Source organism: Ancylobacter amanitiformis (genome assembly GCF_030814815.1).
Taxonomy (GTDB): domain Bacteria; phylum Pseudomonadota; class Alphaproteobacteria; order Rhizobiales; family Xanthobacteraceae; genus Ancylobacter; species Ancylobacter amanitiformis.
Window position 1 is genome coordinate 123,446 of the sequence record NZ_JAUSVR010000002.1, and the last position, 16,864, is coordinate 140,309.

The 16,864-nt window shown below is 68.6% G+C and carries 15 protein-coding genes; 13 read left to right on the forward strand and 2 right to left on the reverse strand.

Going from position 1 to position 16,864, the window contains the following annotated elements; genetic code table 11:
- Positions 1-18 precede the first annotated feature (18 nt).
- On the reverse strand, positions 19-1,356 hold the full coding sequence (locus QOZ99_RS03640; protein WP_306888564.1) for an MFS transporter: 1,338 nt from the start codon (positions 1,354-1,356) through the stop codon (positions 19-21).
- Between the two features lie 458 nt (positions 1,357-1,814).
- Between QOZ99_RS03640 and QOZ99_RS03645 the strand changes: the two genes are divergently transcribed.
- The 4 genes from QOZ99_RS03645 to QOZ99_RS03660 all read left to right on the forward strand — a co-directional run bounded on the left by QOZ99_RS03645 (position 1,815) and on the right by QOZ99_RS03660 (position 6,451).
- Positions 1,815-2,480, forward strand: coding sequence for an HAD-IB family phosphatase (locus QOZ99_RS03645; RefSeq protein ID WP_306888967.1), 666 nt, complete (start codon positions 1,815-1,817; stop codon positions 2,478-2,480).
- Positions 2,481-2,940: 460 nt separating this feature from the next.
- The gene (locus tag QOZ99_RS03650; protein WP_306888566.1) at positions 2,941-3,903 is read left to right on the forward strand and encodes an alpha/beta hydrolase; all 963 of its coding nucleotides are present in this window, start codon (positions 2,941-2,943) and stop codon (positions 3,901-3,903) included.
- A gap of 315 nt (positions 3,904-4,218) precedes the next feature.
- Positions 4,219-5,202, forward strand: coding sequence for an alpha/beta hydrolase (locus QOZ99_RS03655; protein ID WP_306888567.1), 984 nt, complete (start codon positions 4,219-4,221; stop codon positions 5,200-5,202).
- A gap of 766 nt (positions 5,203-5,968) precedes the next feature.
- Entirely contained in the window at positions 5,969-6,451 is a 483-nt protein-coding gene (locus QOZ99_RS03660; RefSeq protein ID WP_306888568.1) for a DUF2147 domain-containing protein, read from the forward strand.
- Positions 6,452-6,507: 56 nt separating this feature from the next.
- Here the strand turns inward: QOZ99_RS03660 and QOZ99_RS03665 are convergent, their stop codons facing one another.
- The gene (locus QOZ99_RS03665; RefSeq protein ID WP_306888570.1) at positions 6,508-8,253 is read right to left on the reverse strand and encodes a chloride channel protein; all 1,746 of its coding nucleotides are present in this window, start codon (positions 8,251-8,253) and stop codon (positions 6,508-6,510) included.
- A gap of 366 nt (positions 8,254-8,619) precedes the next feature.
- Between QOZ99_RS03665 and QOZ99_RS03670 the strand changes: the two genes are divergently transcribed.
- From QOZ99_RS03670 to QOZ99_RS03710, 9 genes are all read left to right on the forward strand, one after another.
- Positions 8,620-8,838, forward strand: coding sequence for a YgaP family membrane protein (locus QOZ99_RS03670; RefSeq protein WP_306888571.1), 219 nt, complete (start codon positions 8,620-8,622; stop codon positions 8,836-8,838).
- 28 nt (positions 8,839-8,866) lie between these two features.
- Entirely contained in the window at positions 8,867-9,748 is an 882-nt protein-coding gene (locus QOZ99_RS03675) for an MBL fold metallo-hydrolase (RefSeq protein WP_306888572.1), read from the forward strand.
- Between the two features lie 4 nt (positions 9,749-9,752).
- On the forward strand, positions 9,753-10,109 hold the full coding sequence (locus tag QOZ99_RS03680) for an ArsR/SmtB family transcription factor (RefSeq protein WP_306888573.1): 357 nt from the start codon (positions 9,753-9,755) through the stop codon (positions 10,107-10,109).
- Positions 10,106-10,564, forward strand: a complete 459-nt coding sequence (locus QOZ99_RS03685) for a YeeE/YedE family protein (protein WP_306888574.1) — start codon at positions 10,106-10,108, stop codon at positions 10,562-10,564. The genes QOZ99_RS03680 and QOZ99_RS03685 overlap by 4 nt, the downstream gene beginning before the upstream one ends.
- A gap of 3 nt (positions 10,565-10,567) precedes the next feature.
- A complete protein-coding gene (locus tag QOZ99_RS03690; RefSeq protein ID WP_306888575.1) occupies positions 10,568-10,984 on the forward strand; it encodes a DUF6691 family protein in 417 nt (138 codons plus the stop codon).
- Positions 10,985-11,178: 194 nt separating this feature from the next.
- Positions 11,179-11,796, forward strand: coding sequence for a GbsR/MarR family transcriptional regulator (locus QOZ99_RS03695; RefSeq protein ID WP_306888576.1), 618 nt, complete (start codon positions 11,179-11,181; stop codon positions 11,794-11,796).
- Entirely contained in the window at positions 11,793-13,529 is a 1,737-nt protein-coding gene (gene cydD, locus QOZ99_RS03700) for a thiol reductant ABC exporter subunit CydD (RefSeq protein ID WP_306888577.1), read from the forward strand. Before QOZ99_RS03695 ends, cydD begins: the two co-directional genes overlap by 4 nt.
- Positions 13,526-15,214 carry an amino acid ABC transporter ATP-binding/permease protein gene (locus tag QOZ99_RS03705; protein ID WP_306888578.1) on the forward strand — a complete coding sequence of 563 codons (1,689 nt, stop codon included), beginning with the start codon at positions 13,526-13,528 and terminating at the stop codon, positions 15,212-15,214. The genes cydD and QOZ99_RS03705 overlap by 4 nt, the downstream gene beginning before the upstream one ends.
- A 69-nt stretch (positions 15,215-15,283) precedes the next feature.
- On the forward strand, positions 15,284-16,861 hold the full coding sequence (locus QOZ99_RS03710) for a cytochrome ubiquinol oxidase subunit I (RefSeq protein ID WP_306888579.1): 1,578 nt from the start codon (positions 15,284-15,286) through the stop codon (positions 16,859-16,861).
- Positions 16,862-16,864 lie beyond the last annotated feature (3 nt).

Consider the following 16,864-nt stretch of genomic DNA (forward strand, 5'->3'; position numbering starts at 1 on the left):
GGCTTGCCCGTCGGATCGCTACGCGACAGGTTCGTGCGCGGTTTCCGGCATCAGCCGCCAGATGACGAGCAGGCTCGTGAGGCTGGCGAGGACGACATAGGCGACCGGCGCCAGCGGGCTATCCAGCGCGCTGGTGAGCCAGACGGCGATGAAGGGCGCGAAACCGCCGAACGTGGCGGTGGCGAGCGCATAGGAAATCGACGACCAGCGCGAACGGTCCAGCGTATCGAACAGTTCGACCGTCACCGCCGGCCCGGGTCCCGAATACAGCGCGATGGCAACGCCGAACAGGGCCTGCACGAGAAGAGCCATCGCGAGGCTCTGGGTGTGGAGGACGCTCCAGAATCCCGGCAACACCAGCACCAGCACGGCGAGGCACGAGGCGATGAGGAACGGGCGCCGGCCATAGCGGTCCGACAATCGCCCGACGAGCGGCACCAGCAGCACGATGATCGCCGTGCAGAGCGCGGTCGACCAGCCCGCCTCGGCGGGACTGAGGCCAGCCTGTTTCTGCGTGAAGATCGGAAAGTAGATGACGAGGACGTAGAAGCAGACCGTCCAGTGGATGGTGAAGCCGAACACCGTGAGACCCGGCCGCCGCACACGGTCGAGCAGCGGGCCGGAGCCCCGCGTGCGGCGTGTCCGCGCCTGCCGATAGACCGGGGTCTCGTCAATGCCCGCGCGCAGCCACAACGCGAGGAGGCCGAGCACGGCACCGAGCAGGAAGGGCACGCGCCAGCCCCACGCCGCCATCTCCTCGACCGACAGCAGGCTGCCGAGCAGCGCGGCGGCGGCGCTGGCGAGGCCGCTGCCCAGCGCCACCGTGGCGGACAGGAAGCTGGTGGCAAAGCCGCGCCGGCCTCTGGGCGCCGATTCCAGCAGGAAGGCGCTCGCCACGCCCCATTCGCCGCCCGCCGAGAAGCCCTGGAACATGCGGGCCACCAGCAGCAGGATCGGCGCCAGCACGCCGATTCGGTCGTAGGCGGGGATGAGGCCGATCGCCAGCGTTGCCATCGCCATCAGGCTCGCCGCCAGCAGCAGCGCGGGCTTGCGCCCGCGTCTATCGCCGAGGCCCCCGAGCACGAGCCCGCCGAGCGGACGCATCACGAAGCTCACGCCGAACACCGCGAGCGTGGCGAGCAGCGCGGCATTCGCGCCGTGCTGCGGGAAAAAGGCTCGGGAAATATGGATCGCCAGCAGGCCGTAAATCGCGAAGTCGAACCATTCCAGCACGTTGCAGAGCATCACCGCGACCAGCGCCCGGCCGCGCCGGCGGGGAAGCGCCGAACTGGCGCGCGTCATCGGCACGAGGGTTGACGGATCGTCGCCGGGCGCTGATTGCGGGGCTTGGGTCATGAGCCTCGCGGACATGGTGAGGTGATGCGCCCTCAAGGCACCACAGCCGCCGCGCCGTGGCAAGCGGTGCCGCCGCGCCGCGCCGGCTATGCCGGCTCACCTCTACAACCCAGGGTGTCCTCACCGCGGGCGCCGACGGAGTGGGCCGGCGTGGCGGAATCCTCCGCCATTGTCCATTCAAGATGGAAAGACAACGTGCGGCGTCTTGAGGAATGCTGGGTTAGCGGTCGCGCCGCCCCGTTTTCGCCACATTCTAGCCGCGGCGACCACAAAAGTGTGTCGCGGAAGCCACGCAAGCGGCGATATGTGCCGCCGGGCGTGCGGACCCGTCGAAATCTAGGAGAAAATTGCCGAGAATGTGTGGGATGAGAGCTTCAAGCGTTGCCGAGTGCGTTTTCAGATACGCTCGTTCACATTAGGGCCACAGCATGGATATGGCGCTTCGCCCACATTTCGCAATGGACTTTGACGGCACCATCTGCCCGTCCGATGCTACGGATTCGTTGTTCGACACTTTTGCGACACCGGAATGGCGTGCGATCGAGGATAGGTGCGTCGCGGGCGAAATGACGTCGCGCGAGTGCATTTCCCGTGAGGTGGAGCTGTTCCGGGCCACGCCGAAAGAGCTGGAGCAGGCCATCGCCAAGCTGAGCATCGATCCCGACGTCCCCGATTTCGTTGCCGCCGCGCGTCGCTATGGCGCCACCGTTTCGGTCGTCTCCGACGGTTTCGATCTGTTCATCCATCCGCTGCTGCGTGCCGCCGGCCTCGACCTGCCGGTGAGCGCCAACACCATGCTGCAGATGGGCGCGGATGGCTGGAAGGCAGCCTTCGCCAATGGCGCGGAAGGCTGCGGCAGCGGCACCTGCAAGTGCAAGGCGACGAGCGGGCGGCATCCGCTGGTGCTGATCGGTGACGGGCGGTCGGATTTCTGCCTCGCCCGGCGTGCCGACTTCGTGCTCGCCAAGGGCAAGCTCGCCACGTACTGCGCGCAAGAGGGCATCCCGCACATCGCCATCACGAATTTCGCCGACGCGCTGGCCCTGCTGCCGACGATCATGGCGGAGATCCGCCCGACCATTCCCACGTCCCTCGACGTGTCATTCGAGAGCAGCAATGCGTGATCGCAGCCGCGTCATCGATGTGCGCCGTGCGGCCGACGAGCGCCTTTGCGCGCTCCCGTTCGCCGGCGCTGCATGGGTGAGTGGCGTGTCGTGTTTCCAGAGCCGCCAGGTGAAGCGAGGGATTGTTCCTTGTTGCACCTGATCTTTGGAAGTGAAGACCCGCGCGGAGGGGTTGTTCCTGCCCGCGACGGGGGTTTCGGAGTTCGGGTGCAGGATCGGTGCACCGGAGTTCCGCGCCTTCATCTTTGTCTATTCAACACGGCGCATCAACAGGGTGCGGGCCCTGGCGCCGTTTTGTCTCCGATCGCGTGATTACTTGACTACCTGAGCAGTTCAGCAAGGTTCGCCGCCAATTTCTCGCGGGTCGGCGATCGGTCGGCCGGCGGCAACGGTCAAACCGGAAGTTTGCTGAGCGTCAAGGGCTTGGTCAGGTTGTATTGGAATTGGGAGGGGGGCTTCGATGCGTAATCCTGTTGTCGATAATAGCATCTATTACGAGCGCGGCCCTGTCGGTGTCCTTCTCATCCATGGTCTAACCGGTACGCCGGTCGAGATGCGCGATACGGCCCGCCGGCTCGCGGCAGGTGGCCACACGGTTCTGTGCTGCCAGTTGGCGGGCCATTGCGGCACCGAGCAGGACCTGGTCGCCACCAATTTCGAGGATTGGTACGAGAGCGCGGTCAAGGGCATCGAGCGGCTGGAAAAGCATTGCTCGCAGATTCTCGTCGGCGGCCTGTCCATGGGTGCGGTTCTGTCCGCGCTGGTGGCCGCGCGCCAGCCCAAGCGCGTGCATGGCCTCATCATGCTGGCGCCGACCCTGACCTATGACGGCTGGTCGATCCCCAAATACAGCTTCCTGCTGCGTATCGCGATGCAGACGCCGCTCGGTCGCTATTACCGCTTCGAGGAGCGCGAGCCCTACGGCCTCAAGGATGAGCGGGCGCGGGCCATGGTTGCCTACGCGCTGAAATACGGCAACTCGGCCGAATCGGGGCTGATCTCCAAGCCGGCGCTCTCGCTGCGCGAATTGTGGCGCCTCACCGCCGCCCTGAAGCCGCTGCTCTCGCAGATCAACCAGCGCACGCTGGTCATCCAGGCGCGGCAGGACGACGTGGCGAGCCTCGGCAACATGGTGACGCTGCAGCGTGAACTGGGCGGCCTGGTCGAAACCATGGTGCTGAACGACAGCTATCACATCATCACTGTCGACCAGCAGCGCCATCTGGTTGGCGAGCGGGTGCTGGAATTCGTCAACCGCTTCGCCCGTGGCGCGGCGAGCGAGGCGCCCTATACCGTCCCGGCGCGGGCGGTGGAAAAGGCGAATGGCGTTGTGTCGGTTGGACATGCGCTGCCCGATCCCGGCAGCCTGGTCGGGGGAATGAGTGCGGGTCTGGCGCCGGCGGGCGTTGCGCACGGCTCCTGAGTGCCTGACCTGCCGGCTGCCTTCCTATTCCGTAACCGTCTCTTCCCCCGCGGTACGGAATAGGAAGGCAGCCGGCGGACGTGAGTGATGCTGCGTGCATGGCGTTTGCGATGCCCGCAGGAACTGTGCCGATGGGCGCCATTCGCATCGGCCGGACGACGTGCCTTCCAGATTTCGGTGGGAGGGATGGCCTCGCCGTCTGGATTGGAAGTGAGTGGTCGCCCGTCTTGCGGCGCGGCTCTGGTGGGGCGGGAACACTGGTTCCCGATCACGGCGCGCGTCAGCTCGCCGGAAGAGAATTGGTGGGGTGGGGCAGTGCATAAGCGTTTAACAGATCACACAATTTTCTATGAGCGCGGTCCGGTCGGGGTTCTTCTCATTCACGGACTCGCCGGCACGCCGGTGGAAATGCGCGATACCGCCCGCCGGCTGGCCGCGGGCGGCCACACGGTATTGTGCTGCCAGCTGGCGGGCCATTGCGGCACCGAGGAAGACCTCATCGCGACGACGTTCGAGGACTGGTACCAGAGCGCGATGCACGGCATCGAGCGGCTCGAAAAGCACTGCTCGCGCATTCTGGTCGGTGGGCTGTCCATGGGCGCCGTGCTGGCGGGCCTGGTGGCGGCCCGCCAGCCCAAGCGCGTGCATGGCCTCGTCATGCTGGCGCCGACCCTGACCTATGACGGCTGGTCGATCCCGAAATACAGCTTCCTGCTGCGTATCGCGATGCAGACGCCGCTCGGCCGCTATTACCGCTTCGAGGAGCGCGAGCCCTATGGGCTGAAGGACGAACGCGCCCGTGCCATGATCGCCTACGCGATGAAATCCGGCAATTCGAGCGAGGCGGGCCTGCTCTCCACACCGGCTCTGGCGGTGCGCGAACTCTGGCGCCTCACGGCGGCGCTCAAGCCGATGCTGCCGCAGGTCAAGCAGCGCACGCTGGTCATCCAGTCCCGCATCGATGACGTGGCGAGCCTCAAGAACATGATGACCCTGCAGCGCAAGCTGGGTGGGTTGGTCGACACGATGGTGCTCGACGACTGCTATCACGTCATCACGATCGACCATCAGCGCGACCTTGTCGGCGAGCGCTGCGTGGAGTTCGCCAACCGCTTCGCCCAGCAGATTGCCGGCGAAGCGCCGATCGCCATCCCCCTGCGGGCCGCCGAGAAGACCGGCCACGTCCCGGCCGCGTTGCCGGAACAGGCGGGTCCCGTCAGCCGGCTGGCCACGACAGGCGCCATTCCCGCCGGCATCGCCACGGCCCAGGAACTGGGCCTGCGGCTTATGAGCCTCTGAGCCTTCGCGCGGCCGCCCTTCCACGCGCAGCCCTGGTTTGGGTGAGCGGGTCAAGGGCGGGCCACGCGGTCGCCGGCCGGTGCCGCCCACGCGGAATGACAGCGACGCGGCACCATGACCGCGAGCCGTCTCGGCGGTCTTCCGGCGACGATGGCGACCGGTAAAGGCAACCGGACCGCCTCGAGTTCGATTGCGGAATGTGCGGCTCGTCCGGTGCCGTCGGCGTCGGCGCCCTGCGGCATTGCCGGTGGCACCGCCGGCAGGCGACCGCGCGGTATGTCGGGCTCCCGCCGGGATTGGCCGGTCGGCTGGCCCGCGCCGCGAACCGGTTCCCGCAGGGATGCGCCCCCGCGCGTGCGCAGCATCGGACGGCTGGATCGGCGGCTCGCCGGCCGCCGCCGCTCGATCCTCTCACGAACCTCCCCACCGTCGCCTTTCCGCGCCCTCATCGCAGGCCTCATGCGAGGGGCGGGGGCTCCGCGTGCTCGTGGCTTGGCGCCCTCCCGCGGCGCGGCGCTGCCCGGCCATCCGAAAACGCCCTTGTTCCGGCTTGGACACAGTTCGTTAGCGAAAGAATCAATTTCTGGAGCGCTTCCAGACGAAAAGGGTCCGTGGCCGGCAAACCTGTCTTGTACGACAATGTCACCCTCTGTCACGCCTTGGTCATCGTGTGGGTATTCGCGATGCCGGGGCGGTCCGGGCGGAGGTTGAGGAGGTCGAAGCCGCAGCGCCGGAGGCGCGCGGGGCCGGATACGCGAGCGCAACGATGAAACGCATATGGCATCTACTTGGCGTCGTGCTGGTCATGCTCGGGGGCGTCGCTCCGGCCTTGGCGGATACGCCCGATGACATTCGCGGGGTGTGGATGACCGACGATTCGCAGGCGGCGGTGGAGTTGATGTCCTGCGGCTCCTCGGTCTGCGGCAGGATCGTCTGGCTCAAGACCCCCATCATGGACGGGCAGCCGCTGCGCGACATGCGCAACCCCAATGCCGACGCGCGCAGCAGGCCCCTATGCGGGCTGTCGATCATCGGTGGATTGCGCCCCAATGACGACCGCTTCGAGAATGGCTGGGTCTACGATCCCGTCTCCGGCGGGCGCTACCGGCTGAGCGCCGAGTTGAGATCCAGCGGGCGACTGGCCATTACCGGCTTCATCGGCGTCGAAACGCTCGGCCAGACGCGGGAATGGCGCCGCGCGCCCTCCAGCCTCGGACGCTGCTCGGACCCGCAGACCCGCCAGAGCTGAAGCCCGGCGCAGCGGGAGGCGTGCGGCACGAGAGGTTTCGCGCATCGCCCGCCGGCTCAGTCCAGCGGCTCGCCGGTGATTTCGCCGAGCCGCCGCGCCATCTCGTCGCTGTAGCGCTTCACCGCGTGAGCTTCACTCAGCAGGCCGACAATCCGCCGCTCGGCATCGACAACCGCGAGAGCATCCGCCTCCGCCCGTGAAAAGGTGGCCAGCGCATCGCGCAACGTCGCGTCGGGGGCGAGCGTTTCGCCGGCATGGGTCAGCAGCGCGCGCACGGTCGCGGGGGCATCGGCCGTGCCATCGCTCTCGGCCTCGGCCTCGAACAGCGCGGTGGTGGAGACCATGCCGGCATAGAACTCGCCCTTGTCGCTGGCGACGAGATAGGGGGTGGAGCCCGGCGGATAGGCCCGGCACGCCTGCGCCAGCGGAGTATCGGCATCGACAAGGGGCACTTCGCGGCGCATCAGGCTGGCGACGGTGAGTTCGCGCAGCCAGCCGACATCATGCGCGCCGCGGATGTTCTCGCCGCGCAGATGGAAGCGCCAGGTGGTGAAGGAGAAGCCGAACAGCCGCCGCGTGGTGAGCGAGGCGGTCGCGGCGGCGGCGAGCACCGCGAGCGTCAGCTTGAGGTCGCCGGTAATCTCCAGCGCCAGCAGCGTCATCGTCATCGGCCCGCCCACCACCGCCACCGCCAGGGCGCTCATGCCGATGAGAGCGTAGAAGGCATGCGAGGCCACGAGGCCGGGCAGCACCAGGTCCAGCCCCGCGCCATAGGCCCGCCCGGCCAGCACGCCCATCAGCAGCGAGGCGAAGAACAGGCCGCCGCGAAAGCCGGAGCCGATGGAAACCGATGAGGCCACCACCTTGGCGACCAGCAGCAACCCGAGCACGGTGAACGAATCGCCCGAGACGATGAAGTGATACACCGCGCCGTGGCCGGCCGAGAGCACCGCCGGGTTCCACAGCGCCAGCGCGCCGACGATCAGCCCACCGGCGGCCGGCCGCAAGATTTGGGGCAGGGCCGAGCGGCGGAAGCCGCTTTCCACCAGCGTGACGCCGCGCATGACCGCGATGCCGACGAGCGCGCAGACGAGGCCGAGCAGCAGCACCGCCGGCCAGTCGCCCAGTGTCGGCGGATCGAGGGCCGGCAGCACGGGCACGGGCATGGGCTGCAGGATCTGCCGGGTGAGCGAGGCCGTGAAGCTCGCCGTCATCATCGGCACGAAGGCGGGAATGGCATAGGTGCCGAGCACCAGCTCGAAGCCGTAGAAAGCGCCCATCAGCGGCGCGTTGAAGGCGGCGCCGATGGCCGCACCCGCGCCGCAGCCGACCAACAGACGCAGATCGGCGCGCCGCAGCCGGACCGCCTGGCCGATCCGCGAAGCCGCGCCGCTCGCGGCCTGCGTATAGCCAGCTTCCAGCCCGACCGAGGCGCCGACGCCGCTCGAGAACATGGTCTGCACCGCGACGATGGCGCTGTCCTTCAGCGACATGCGCCCGCCATGGAGCGCGTTGGCCTCGATCGGATCGACCGGCGGGGCGCTCGCGCGGCGCGTCGCCAGCCAGGAGCCGACGCCGAAGACGAGGCCGCCGAGCGTTGGTCCGAGCAGCAGCAGCGCCGGCGCCATGCCGGAAGTGATGGACAGATGCGCATCGAGCGGGATGCGGAAGATGACCTCGTGCATCGCCTGCGTCGCCGCGTTCATCACGACGACCGCCAAACCCGCGGCGATGCCGACCAGCGCCGCCAGCAGCACAATGCCGATCTCGCTCGCGCGAATGAGCCGCCGCAGCGACCGCATCTCGGTCTCAGGCGTGGATGATGCCGGATCGGAAGCCACTATCTACCCGCCAAACCCTGCCATGCCGATATCCGCCGTGCCGATATCGGCCGCGTTTCCGCGCATATCGCCACCCGGAGCCCATCCGGCGAAGGAGCCCACACGATAGGCTCTAATCCATTTCACGCGCCCGGGAAATCGCCGGATTCGCCGTGACCGGATACCGGCGGCCTCCTGTCGGCGATCTCTCGTGGGCTGCCGGCCCGTCGAGCGAGGGCGTCATGGATGCGTATTTATACTTGCATAAAAATAGTTGCAATAAAATGCAATCGTTTTATCTAAGAGAACGACAGGGAGATCCCTGCCGGCCCGCTGGAGGTTAAGCACATGAACCACAATATCGGACGCACCGACCGCGCCCTGCGCGTCGTCGTCGGTCTCGCGCTGCTCTCGCTGCTGGTCGTGGTCGAGGGCGATCTGCGCTGGCTGGGCCTCATCGGCCTCGTGCCGCTTCTCACGGCGCTGGTCGGCAACTGCCCGCTCTATTCGATCCTCGGCGTCTCGAGCTGTCCGCGCGGCGCGGGCAAGCTCGACCGGCGCTCGTGACATCCTCGCACCGCGAGGCCTTCGCACCATGAGCCAGAAACCTGAAGTGACCGGGTTCTTCGATCCGCGGACCTGGTCAATCCAATATGTCGTGGCCGATCCAGTGGCGCGGTGCTGCGCCATCGTCGATCCGGTGCATGATTTCGATGAGAAATCGGGCCAGACCGCTACCGCCAGTGCGGACCGCCTGCTCGCCTTCATCGCGGACAAGGGATACGCGCTCGAGTGGATCCTCGATACCCACCCCCATGCCGATCACTTCTCGGCCGCGCACTACCTGAAGGCCCGGACCGGCGCGCCGACGGCGATCGGCGAGCGCGTGAAGGACGTGCAGGAATTGTGGAAGGGCTTCTATAACTGGCCGGATTTCCCCGCCGACGGCTCGCAATGGGACCGGCTCTTCACGGAGGGCGAGCGCTTCACGGTGGGCGGGATCGATGCGCGCGTGATGTTCTCGCCCGGGCACACGCTGGCCTCCATCACCTATGTGATCGGCGATGCGGCCTTCGTGCACGACACGCTGTTCATGCCCGATAGCGGCACCGCGCGGGCGGATTTTCCCGGCGGCAGCGCGACCGCGCTGTGGGCGTCGATCCAGCGCATCCTGGCGCTGCCGGACGCCACGCGCCTGTTCACCGGCCATGATTACCAGCCCGATGGCCGCGCGCCGGCCTGGGAATCCACCGTGGTTGCGCAGAAGGCGGACAACATCCACCTCACCCAGTGCCGCACGGAGGCGGAATTCGTCGCGCTGCGCGAGGCGCGCGACCGCAGCCTGCCCATGCCCAAGCTGATCCTGCAATCCCTGCAGGTCAACACCAATGGCGGACGGCTGCCCGCGCCCGAATCGAACGGGGTGCGCTATCTCAAGATCCCGCTCGATCTGCTCAACAGTGCCGCCTGGGATTGAGACCATGCCCGACACGCTGAATCCCGAAGCCGCGCAGATGAAGGCGCGGGTCAATGAGGCCTCCGGCTTCCTCAAGAAACTGGCCAATCCCGACCGTCTGCTGGTGGCCTGCGCGCTGGTGGACGGCGAGCGCTCGGTGCGCGAACTGGAGGATCTGCTCGGCATCCGCCAGCCCGGCCTGTCGCAGCAACTTGCCGGCCTGCGCGTCGCGGGGCTGATCACCGGGCGCAAGGAGGGCAAGCAGGTGTTCTACCGTCTCGCCGATCCGCGGGTGGAGACCTTCATCACCACCCTGCACGGTCTGTTCTGCGCGGCGCCGAATGAAGGCGACGGCGCGGCGGAAAACGAGGTGTTCCCATGACTGAGCTATCATCGACCGGATTCCCGCTGACCGACTTCACGCCCGTCGCCTCCTTCCTCGGCGGCGCGCTCATCGGCCTCAGCGCGGTGTTGATGCTGCTGGTGGAGGGGCGTATTGCCGGCATCAGCGGCATTGCGAGCCGGTTGCTGCCACCCTACCGGGACGATGGCTTTGCCGGCCGTCTGGCCTTCATTGCCGGCCTCATCGCCGCGCCCTTCCTGGTCGGCGCCGTGACGGGCGCACCGGTTGTGCAGACGGTCTCCTCCAACCTCCTTCTCATGCTGGCGGCGGGGCTGCTGGTCGGTTTCGGCGCGGTATGGGGCGGGGGCTGCACGTCCGGCCACGGCGTGTGCGGGCTGGCGCGCCTGTCGCCACGCTCGTTCATTGCCACCGGCGTTTTCATGACGACGGGCTTTCTCACGGTGTTCCTCATGCGTCACGTCATCGGAGGCTGAGCCATGTCGGTTCTGGTCAATCTCGCTCTCGGCCTGCTGTTCGGTCTCGGCCTTGTCCTTTCCGGCATGAGCGATCCGGCCAAGGTGCTGAACTTCCTCGATCTCGCCGGCAGCTTTGATCCCTCGCTCGCCTTCGTCATGGGCGGGGCGGTGCTGGTCGCGTTCCTCGGCTACCGGCTGACCCTGACGCGCGAGCGGCCCCTGCTGGCGCCGCGCTTCCAGCTGCCGACGCGGCGCGACATCGATGCGCGACTGATCATCGGGCCGGCATTGTTCGGCATCGGCTGGGGGCTGGGAGGCTTCTGCCCCGGCCCGGCCTTCACCGCGCTTGGCCTCGGCGAGGCCGGTACGCTGGTCTTCGTGCCCGCCATGCTGGCTGGCATGTGGGCGGCGCGGGCGCTGGCCGAGCGGCGGGGCTGACGGGCGGGGCTGACGGGCGGGCCTGAACGTCTGCCGCCAGCGCGGGAGCGGGCTGGGTGAGACGATCCGTCCACCCCCGCGGTGACGAAATCGACAAACCGCGGATGGGCGGGAGTGCGAAAATGGAATACAGGCTGGCCATTAATTTCAGAAACTTCTGAAATCACCGTACGAAACTCGTCGGGGCCAGCGCCGTGAATCTGCCGCCGCTCATACGTTCCTTTGTGCTGCATTTCGGCGAAATGGGCAGCCGCTGGGGCATCAATCGCACCGTCGGCCAGATCTACGCGCTGCTCTATGTGGCGCCCCGGCCGCTCTGCGCGGATGACATCGTCGAGGCGCTCGGCATCTCGCGCTCCAATGTTTCCATGAGCCTGCGGGAGTTGCAGGCGTGGAACCTCGTCGTGCTGAAGCACCTGCCGGACGACCGGCGCGACTTCTTCACCACCCCGGACGACGTGTGGCAGATTCTGCGGACGCTGGCCGAGGAGCGCAAGAAGCGCGAGGTCGACCCCACGCTCTCGGTGTTGCGCGAGATCCTCATGCAGCCGGCCGGCAGCGAGGAGGAAGCCCATGCGCAGCAGCGCATGGCGGAAATGCACGATCTCATCGAACAGCTGACCACCTGGTATGATGACGTGAAGCGGCTGGAGACCGAGCGTCTCGCCACGCTGCTCAGCCTCGGCTCGAAGATCACGCGCCTGCTGGAAACCAAGGACCGCATCGTCTCCTTCGGTCGAGCCCGGAAGTCCGAGCGGCCCGGTGAGCGCCGCACCGGCGCCGCGACACCACGCAAGGACCCGGAAGAATGAGCGAGACGAGCGCCGTTCCCGCCACGCCCTCCTCCGCCACCTCCCCGGCGCCGCCCTCCGGCCGCCGTGGACGGACGGGCACGGCCGCGCTGAGCCGCGCCGAGCGTCGCGCCATCGGCCTGCAGGTGGCGGCCGCGCTCGTCTGGGTGCCGCAGGCCGGGCTGCTCGCCCATGCGGTGGCGGGCATTGCCGATGGCGCGGGAATGAGCGCGGCGCTGCTGCCGGCTCTCGGTCTCGTGCTGCTCGGCATCCTGCGCGCGGGGCTGGATGCCGCCGGTGGGCGGCTGGCCTTCCGCTTCGCCCGGGCCGAGCTGTCACGGCTGCGGGCGCAGGCCGCCCACGCCCTGATGCGCCGCTCCCCGGTTGACGCCGGCCGCGCCACGTCCGGCCTTGCCGCCAGCGTGCTGGCCGAGCAGGCGGAGGCGGTGGTGCCCTATCTCGCCCGCTTCCGGCCGGCCCGGTTCAAGGCAACCTGCGTGCCGCTGGTCCTGCTCGCCTTCGTGCTGCCGGTCTCCTGGGCTGCGGCCTTCGTGCTCGCCTTCGCGGCGCCGTTCATCCCGCTGTTCATGGCGCTGATCGGCTGGCGCGCCAAGGAGGCGAGCGAGGCCCAGCTGGTCGAGGTCGGCGGCATGAACGCCTTTCTGCTCGACCGGCTGCGCGGGCTCGCCACCATTCGCGGCCTTGGCGCGGTGGATGCGACGGCGCGGCGCCTGCGGGCGGATGCGGAGAGTCTGCGCCGGCGCACCATGGTTGTGCTGCGCATCGCCTTCATGTCCTCGGCGGTGCTGGAACTTTTCTCCGCCGTCGCGGTCGCGATGGTCGCGGCCTATATCGGTCTGCACCTCTTGGGCTCCCTCGACTTCGGCAGCTGGGGCCACCGGTTCGGGCTGGGTGAGGGCCTGTTCGTGCTCCTCCTCGCCCCGGCCTTCTTCGATCCGCTGCGCGAACTGGCGGCGGCCTGGCATGACCGGGCGGCGGGGCAGGCGGCGCTGGCCGCGCTTGAGCAACTGGCGGAGCCCGGCCGGCCGGTGGTCGGTGGCGATGTGCCGGTTGCCCCCGTGCCCGCCGGTGGCGGTGCCCCGGCGCTGGCGCTGGAATCGGTTTCCTTCCGCCATGCCGGCACGGATGCGGCGGTGTTCGACGGGTTTGATCTCACCGTGGCGCCCGGCGAGCATGTCGCGCTGTTCGCGCCGAGCGGGGCGGGCAAGTCGACGCTTCTCGCGCTGCTTGCCGGTCTTGCCGCACCGGAAGCGGGCCGGATCCTGATCGATGGCGAGGTGCTGACGGCCTTGAGCGCGGATCGGCTGCGGGCGCGCATGGCCTATATCGGCCAGCAGCCGCATATTTTCGCGGGCACGCTGGGCAGCAATGTCGCGCTCGGCCGGCCCGAGGTGGACGCCCCCGCCATCGGCGTGGCCATCCGCGCCGCCCGGCTGGAGCGGGTGGCGGACGCGCGCGGGCCTGCGCCGATCGGCGAGGGCGGGCGCGGCCTGTCCGGCGGCGAGGGGCTGCGCCTCGCGCTGGCCCGGCTCGCGGCGGCGCCGTCGGCCGGGCTCATCCTCGCCGACGAGCCGACCGCCCATCTCGACAGCGGCACGGCCGGCGAGATCACCGAGGCGCTGCTGGAACTGGCGCGCGGCCGGACGCTGGTGGTCGCCACTCATGATCCGGTGCTGGCGGCGCGGATGGACCGCATCATCCGCCTCGCGCCGAACGGGGAGATCGCGCCATGAGCCGGCTTCGCTCCATCGGCACGATCCTGCGCGTGTTCTTCGCCGAGCGACGCCTCGCGCTTGTCGCCGGCGCGCTGCTGGCGGCGCTGACGCTGGCGGCGGGAACCGCGCTCCTCGGTACCGCCGGCTGGTTCATCACCGCCACCGCCATTGCCGGCTTGAGCGTCAGCGCCGCGCTGGTGTTCGATATTTTCGTACCCTCCGCCGGTATCCGGCTGTTCGCCATCATCCGCACGGCGGCGCGCTATGGCGAGCGGGTGGTGACGCATGATGCGGCGCTGGCCGTGCTGGCGGGCCTGCGCGAAAGGCTGTTCCGCGGCTGGGCCGAGCCGGAGGCGGCGGGGCGGCTGGCCGACCGGCCGGCGCGGCTGCTGTTCCGCCTCACGCTGGATATCGACGCGCTCGATTCACTCTATCTGCGCGTGCTGGTGCCGGTTGTCGCGGCACTGGTGGTGACGCTGGGCGCTGTCCTCGTCATCGGCCTGATCGACCTGAACACCGCGCTCGTCTTCGGGCTCGTCGTGCTCACCTGCGGCATCGCTCTCCCGTTGATCGGCCTGCGGGCCGCGCGGCGCCCGGCGCGCCGCCGGCTGCATGCGCTGGAAGTGCTGCGCTCCCGTGCGGTCGACCTCGTCGCTGGCCAGACCGAGTTCATCATGGCCGGCCGCCTCTCGGCCGCGCGCGACGGGCTGGCCGCCGCCGATGCACGCCTCGCGGCGGCGGACGATGCGCTGAACCGGGTGGAGACGTTCATTTCGGCCGGCTTCGGCATCGCCGGCGCGGTGCTGCTGGCGCTGATGCTGGTCATCGTCGCCGCGCTTGCCGGCAGCGGCGCGATGGACGCGCCGATCGCCGCGCTGGTTCTCCTCGTGGCGCTGGCGGCGTTCGATCCGTTTGCCGCCCTGCGGCGCGGGGTGATCGAGGCCGAGCGCGCGCTCATCGCCGCGGGTCGGGTCGCCCCGCGCCTCAAGCGCCGGGACGCGCTGGTTCTGCGCCACGCGCCCGAGGCGGGGATGGCGGCGGAACTTGTGGCTCTCGACCTTGCCCCTCCCGGCGTGGCGCGGCCGGTGCTGCGCCATCTCGACCTGCGCGTGCCGCTGGGCGAGACGCTGGCGCTGGTCGGCCCCAGCGGGGTCGGCAAATCCACCCTGCTCGCCGCGCTGGCCGCCGAGATCGCGCCGGCGGCGGGCACGCTCGCGGTATTGCCGGCGACGCTGCTCACCCAGCGCACGGAGCTGTTCGTCGATAGTCTGCGCGGCAATCTCCTTCTCGCGGCCCCCGGCGCGAGCGATGCGGAACTGACGGCCGCGCTTGATGCGGCCGGGCTGGCAAGCGTCGTCGCGGGCCTGCCCGAGGGGCTGGACACCCGGCTCGGCGAGGCGGGGCTGGGCCTCTCGGGCGGGCAGGCGCGGCGGCTGACGCTGGCTCGGCTGATCCTGCGCGACGCCCCGCTCTGGTTGCTCGACGAGCCGACCGACGGGCTCGACGGACCGACGGCGCGGGACGTGTTGCGCCGCATCAAAGCGAATGCCGGCCACCGGACTATCATCCTCGCCACTCATCTCGCCCGCGAGGCGGAGATCGCCGATCGCATCGCCGTCCTCGCCGATGGCACCCTTCACACCCTCGCCCGACGCGGCGAGCCGGGCTTCACCGCGGCGCTCGCCGCGCTGCGGCCCGACTGACACGCCTTTCCGGCGCCGCGCCCATGCGGTGCCACAAGACCAGGAGACCGGACGCAACCGGAGACCACGATGGAACTTGATGTCGTCGACCTCTCGCGCCTGCAATTCGCAATGACGGCGCTCTACCACTTCCTGTTCGTGCCGCTGACGCTGGGCCTTTCCGTGCTCCTTGCCATCATGGAGACGGTCTATGTCATGACCGGCCGGCGCGTCTGGCGCCAGATGACCAAGTTCTGGGGTGTGCTGTTCGGCATCAATTTCGTGCTCGGCGTCGCCACCGGCCTGGTGATGGAATTCCAGTTCGGCATGAACTGGAGCTACTACTCGCATTATGTCGGCGACATTTTCGGGGCGCCGCTCGCCCTCGAAGGGCTGATGGCGTTCTTCCTCGAGGCGACCTTTGTCGGCTTGTTCTTCTTCGGCTGGGACAAGCTGTCCAAGGTGGGCCACCTGATCGCCACCTGGGCGGTGGCGGCCGGCTCCAATTTCTCCGCGCTGTGGATCCTGGTGGCCAATGGCTGGATGCAGAACCCGGTGGGTTCGGCGTTCAACCCGCAGACCATGCGCATGGAGGTGACCGATTTCTTCGCCGTCGTGACCAACCCGGTGGCGCAGGCGAAGTTCGTGCACACCGTCTCGGCCGGCTATGTGACAGCCTCGATCTTCGTGCTCGGCGTCTCCGCCTGGTATCTGCTGAAGGGCCGGCACATCGAGATCGCCAAGCGCTCGATGACGGTGGCCGCCTCCTTCGGCCTCGCCGCCTCGCTCTCCGTCGTCGTTCTGGGCGACGAGAGCGGCTATCTCACCACCGAGCACCAGCAGATGAAGCTCGCCGCCATCGAGGCCATGTGGGAGACCGAGCCGGCGCCCGCCGCCTTTACCGTGTTCGGCTTCCCCAGCGAGCAGGACCGCGAGACGCATTTCGCGGTGCGCATTCCGTGGGCGCTCGGCCTCATCGCGACGCGTTCGCTCGACACCGTGGTGCCGGGCATCGAGCAACTGGTCAACCACGCGGAGGAGCGGATCAAGAGCGGCATCATTGCCTTCGACGCGCTGCAGAAGATCCGCGCGGCGGGCTCCACGGCGGCCATTCCGCCCGCCGTCAAGGATGCCTTCGAGGATAACGGCACGGATCTCGGCTATGCGCTGCTGCTGAAGCGCTATGTCGACGATCCGCGCACCGCCACGCCCGAGCAGATCAAGGCGGCCGCCTGGGACACGGTGCCGAGCGTGCCGACGCTGTTCTGGGCCTTCCGCATCATGGTCGGGCTCGGCTTCTTCTTCATCGTGCTGACGGCGGTGTTCTTCTTCCTCTCGGCGCGTCGCACGCTCGACCGCTACCGGCCGCTGCTGTGGCTGGCCGTGCTGGCCATCCCGCTGCCGTGGATCGCGGCGGAAATGGGCTGGGTGGTCGCGGAGATCGGCCGCCAGCCCTGGATCATCGAAGGCGTGCTGCCGACCGCCGCCGCCGTCTCCAGCCTCGGCGCGGCCACCGTGCTTACCACCATCGTCGGCTTCGCGGCCCTCTATACCGTGCTGATCATCATCGAGATGACGCTGATGATCCGGGCCATCGCCAAGGGCCCCGAGCCGGACGAGGATCCGGAAGCCAATCTCATCCCCGCCCATCTCGTCGCCGCGGAGTAGGAA

Coding starts and splice junctions, on each gene's coding strand:
- QOZ99_RS03640 (WP_306888564.1), bottom strand. CDS start 1,356: ATGACCCAAGCCCCGCAATCAGCGCCCGGCGACGATCCGTCAACCCTC.
- QOZ99_RS03645 (WP_306888967.1), top strand. CDS start 1,815: ATGGACTTTGACGGCACCATCTGCCCGTCCGATGCTACGGATTCGTTG.
- QOZ99_RS03650 (WP_306888566.1), top strand. CDS start 2,941: ATGCGTAATCCTGTTGTCGATAATAGCATCTATTACGAGCGCGGCCCT.
- QOZ99_RS03660 (WP_306888568.1), top strand. CDS start 5,969: ATGAAACGCATATGGCATCTACTTGGCGTCGTGCTGGTCATGCTCGGG.
- QOZ99_RS03665 (WP_306888570.1), bottom strand. CDS start 8,253: ATGCGGTCGCTGCGGCGGCTCATTCGCGCGAGCGAGATCGGCATTGTG.
- QOZ99_RS03670 (WP_306888571.1), top strand. CDS start 8,620: ATGAACCACAATATCGGACGCACCGACCGCGCCCTGCGCGTCGTCGTC.
- QOZ99_RS03675 (WP_306888572.1), top strand. CDS start 8,867: ATGAGCCAGAAACCTGAAGTGACCGGGTTCTTCGATCCGCGGACCTGG.
- QOZ99_RS03680 (WP_306888573.1), top strand. CDS start 9,753: ATGCCCGACACGCTGAATCCCGAAGCCGCGCAGATGAAGGCGCGGGTC.
- QOZ99_RS03685 (WP_306888574.1), top strand. CDS start 10,106: ATGACTGAGCTATCATCGACCGGATTCCCGCTGACCGACTTCACGCCC.
- QOZ99_RS03690 (WP_306888575.1), top strand. CDS start 10,568: ATGTCGGTTCTGGTCAATCTCGCTCTCGGCCTGCTGTTCGGTCTCGGC.
- cydD (WP_306888577.1), top strand. CDS start 11,793: ATGAGCGAGACGAGCGCCGTTCCCGCCACGCCCTCCTCCGCCACCTCC.
- QOZ99_RS03705 (WP_306888578.1), top strand. CDS start 13,526: ATGAGCCGGCTTCGCTCCATCGGCACGATCCTGCGCGTGTTCTTCGCC.
- QOZ99_RS03710 (WP_306888579.1), top strand. CDS start 15,284: ATGGAACTTGATGTCGTCGACCTCTCGCGCCTGCAATTCGCAATGACG.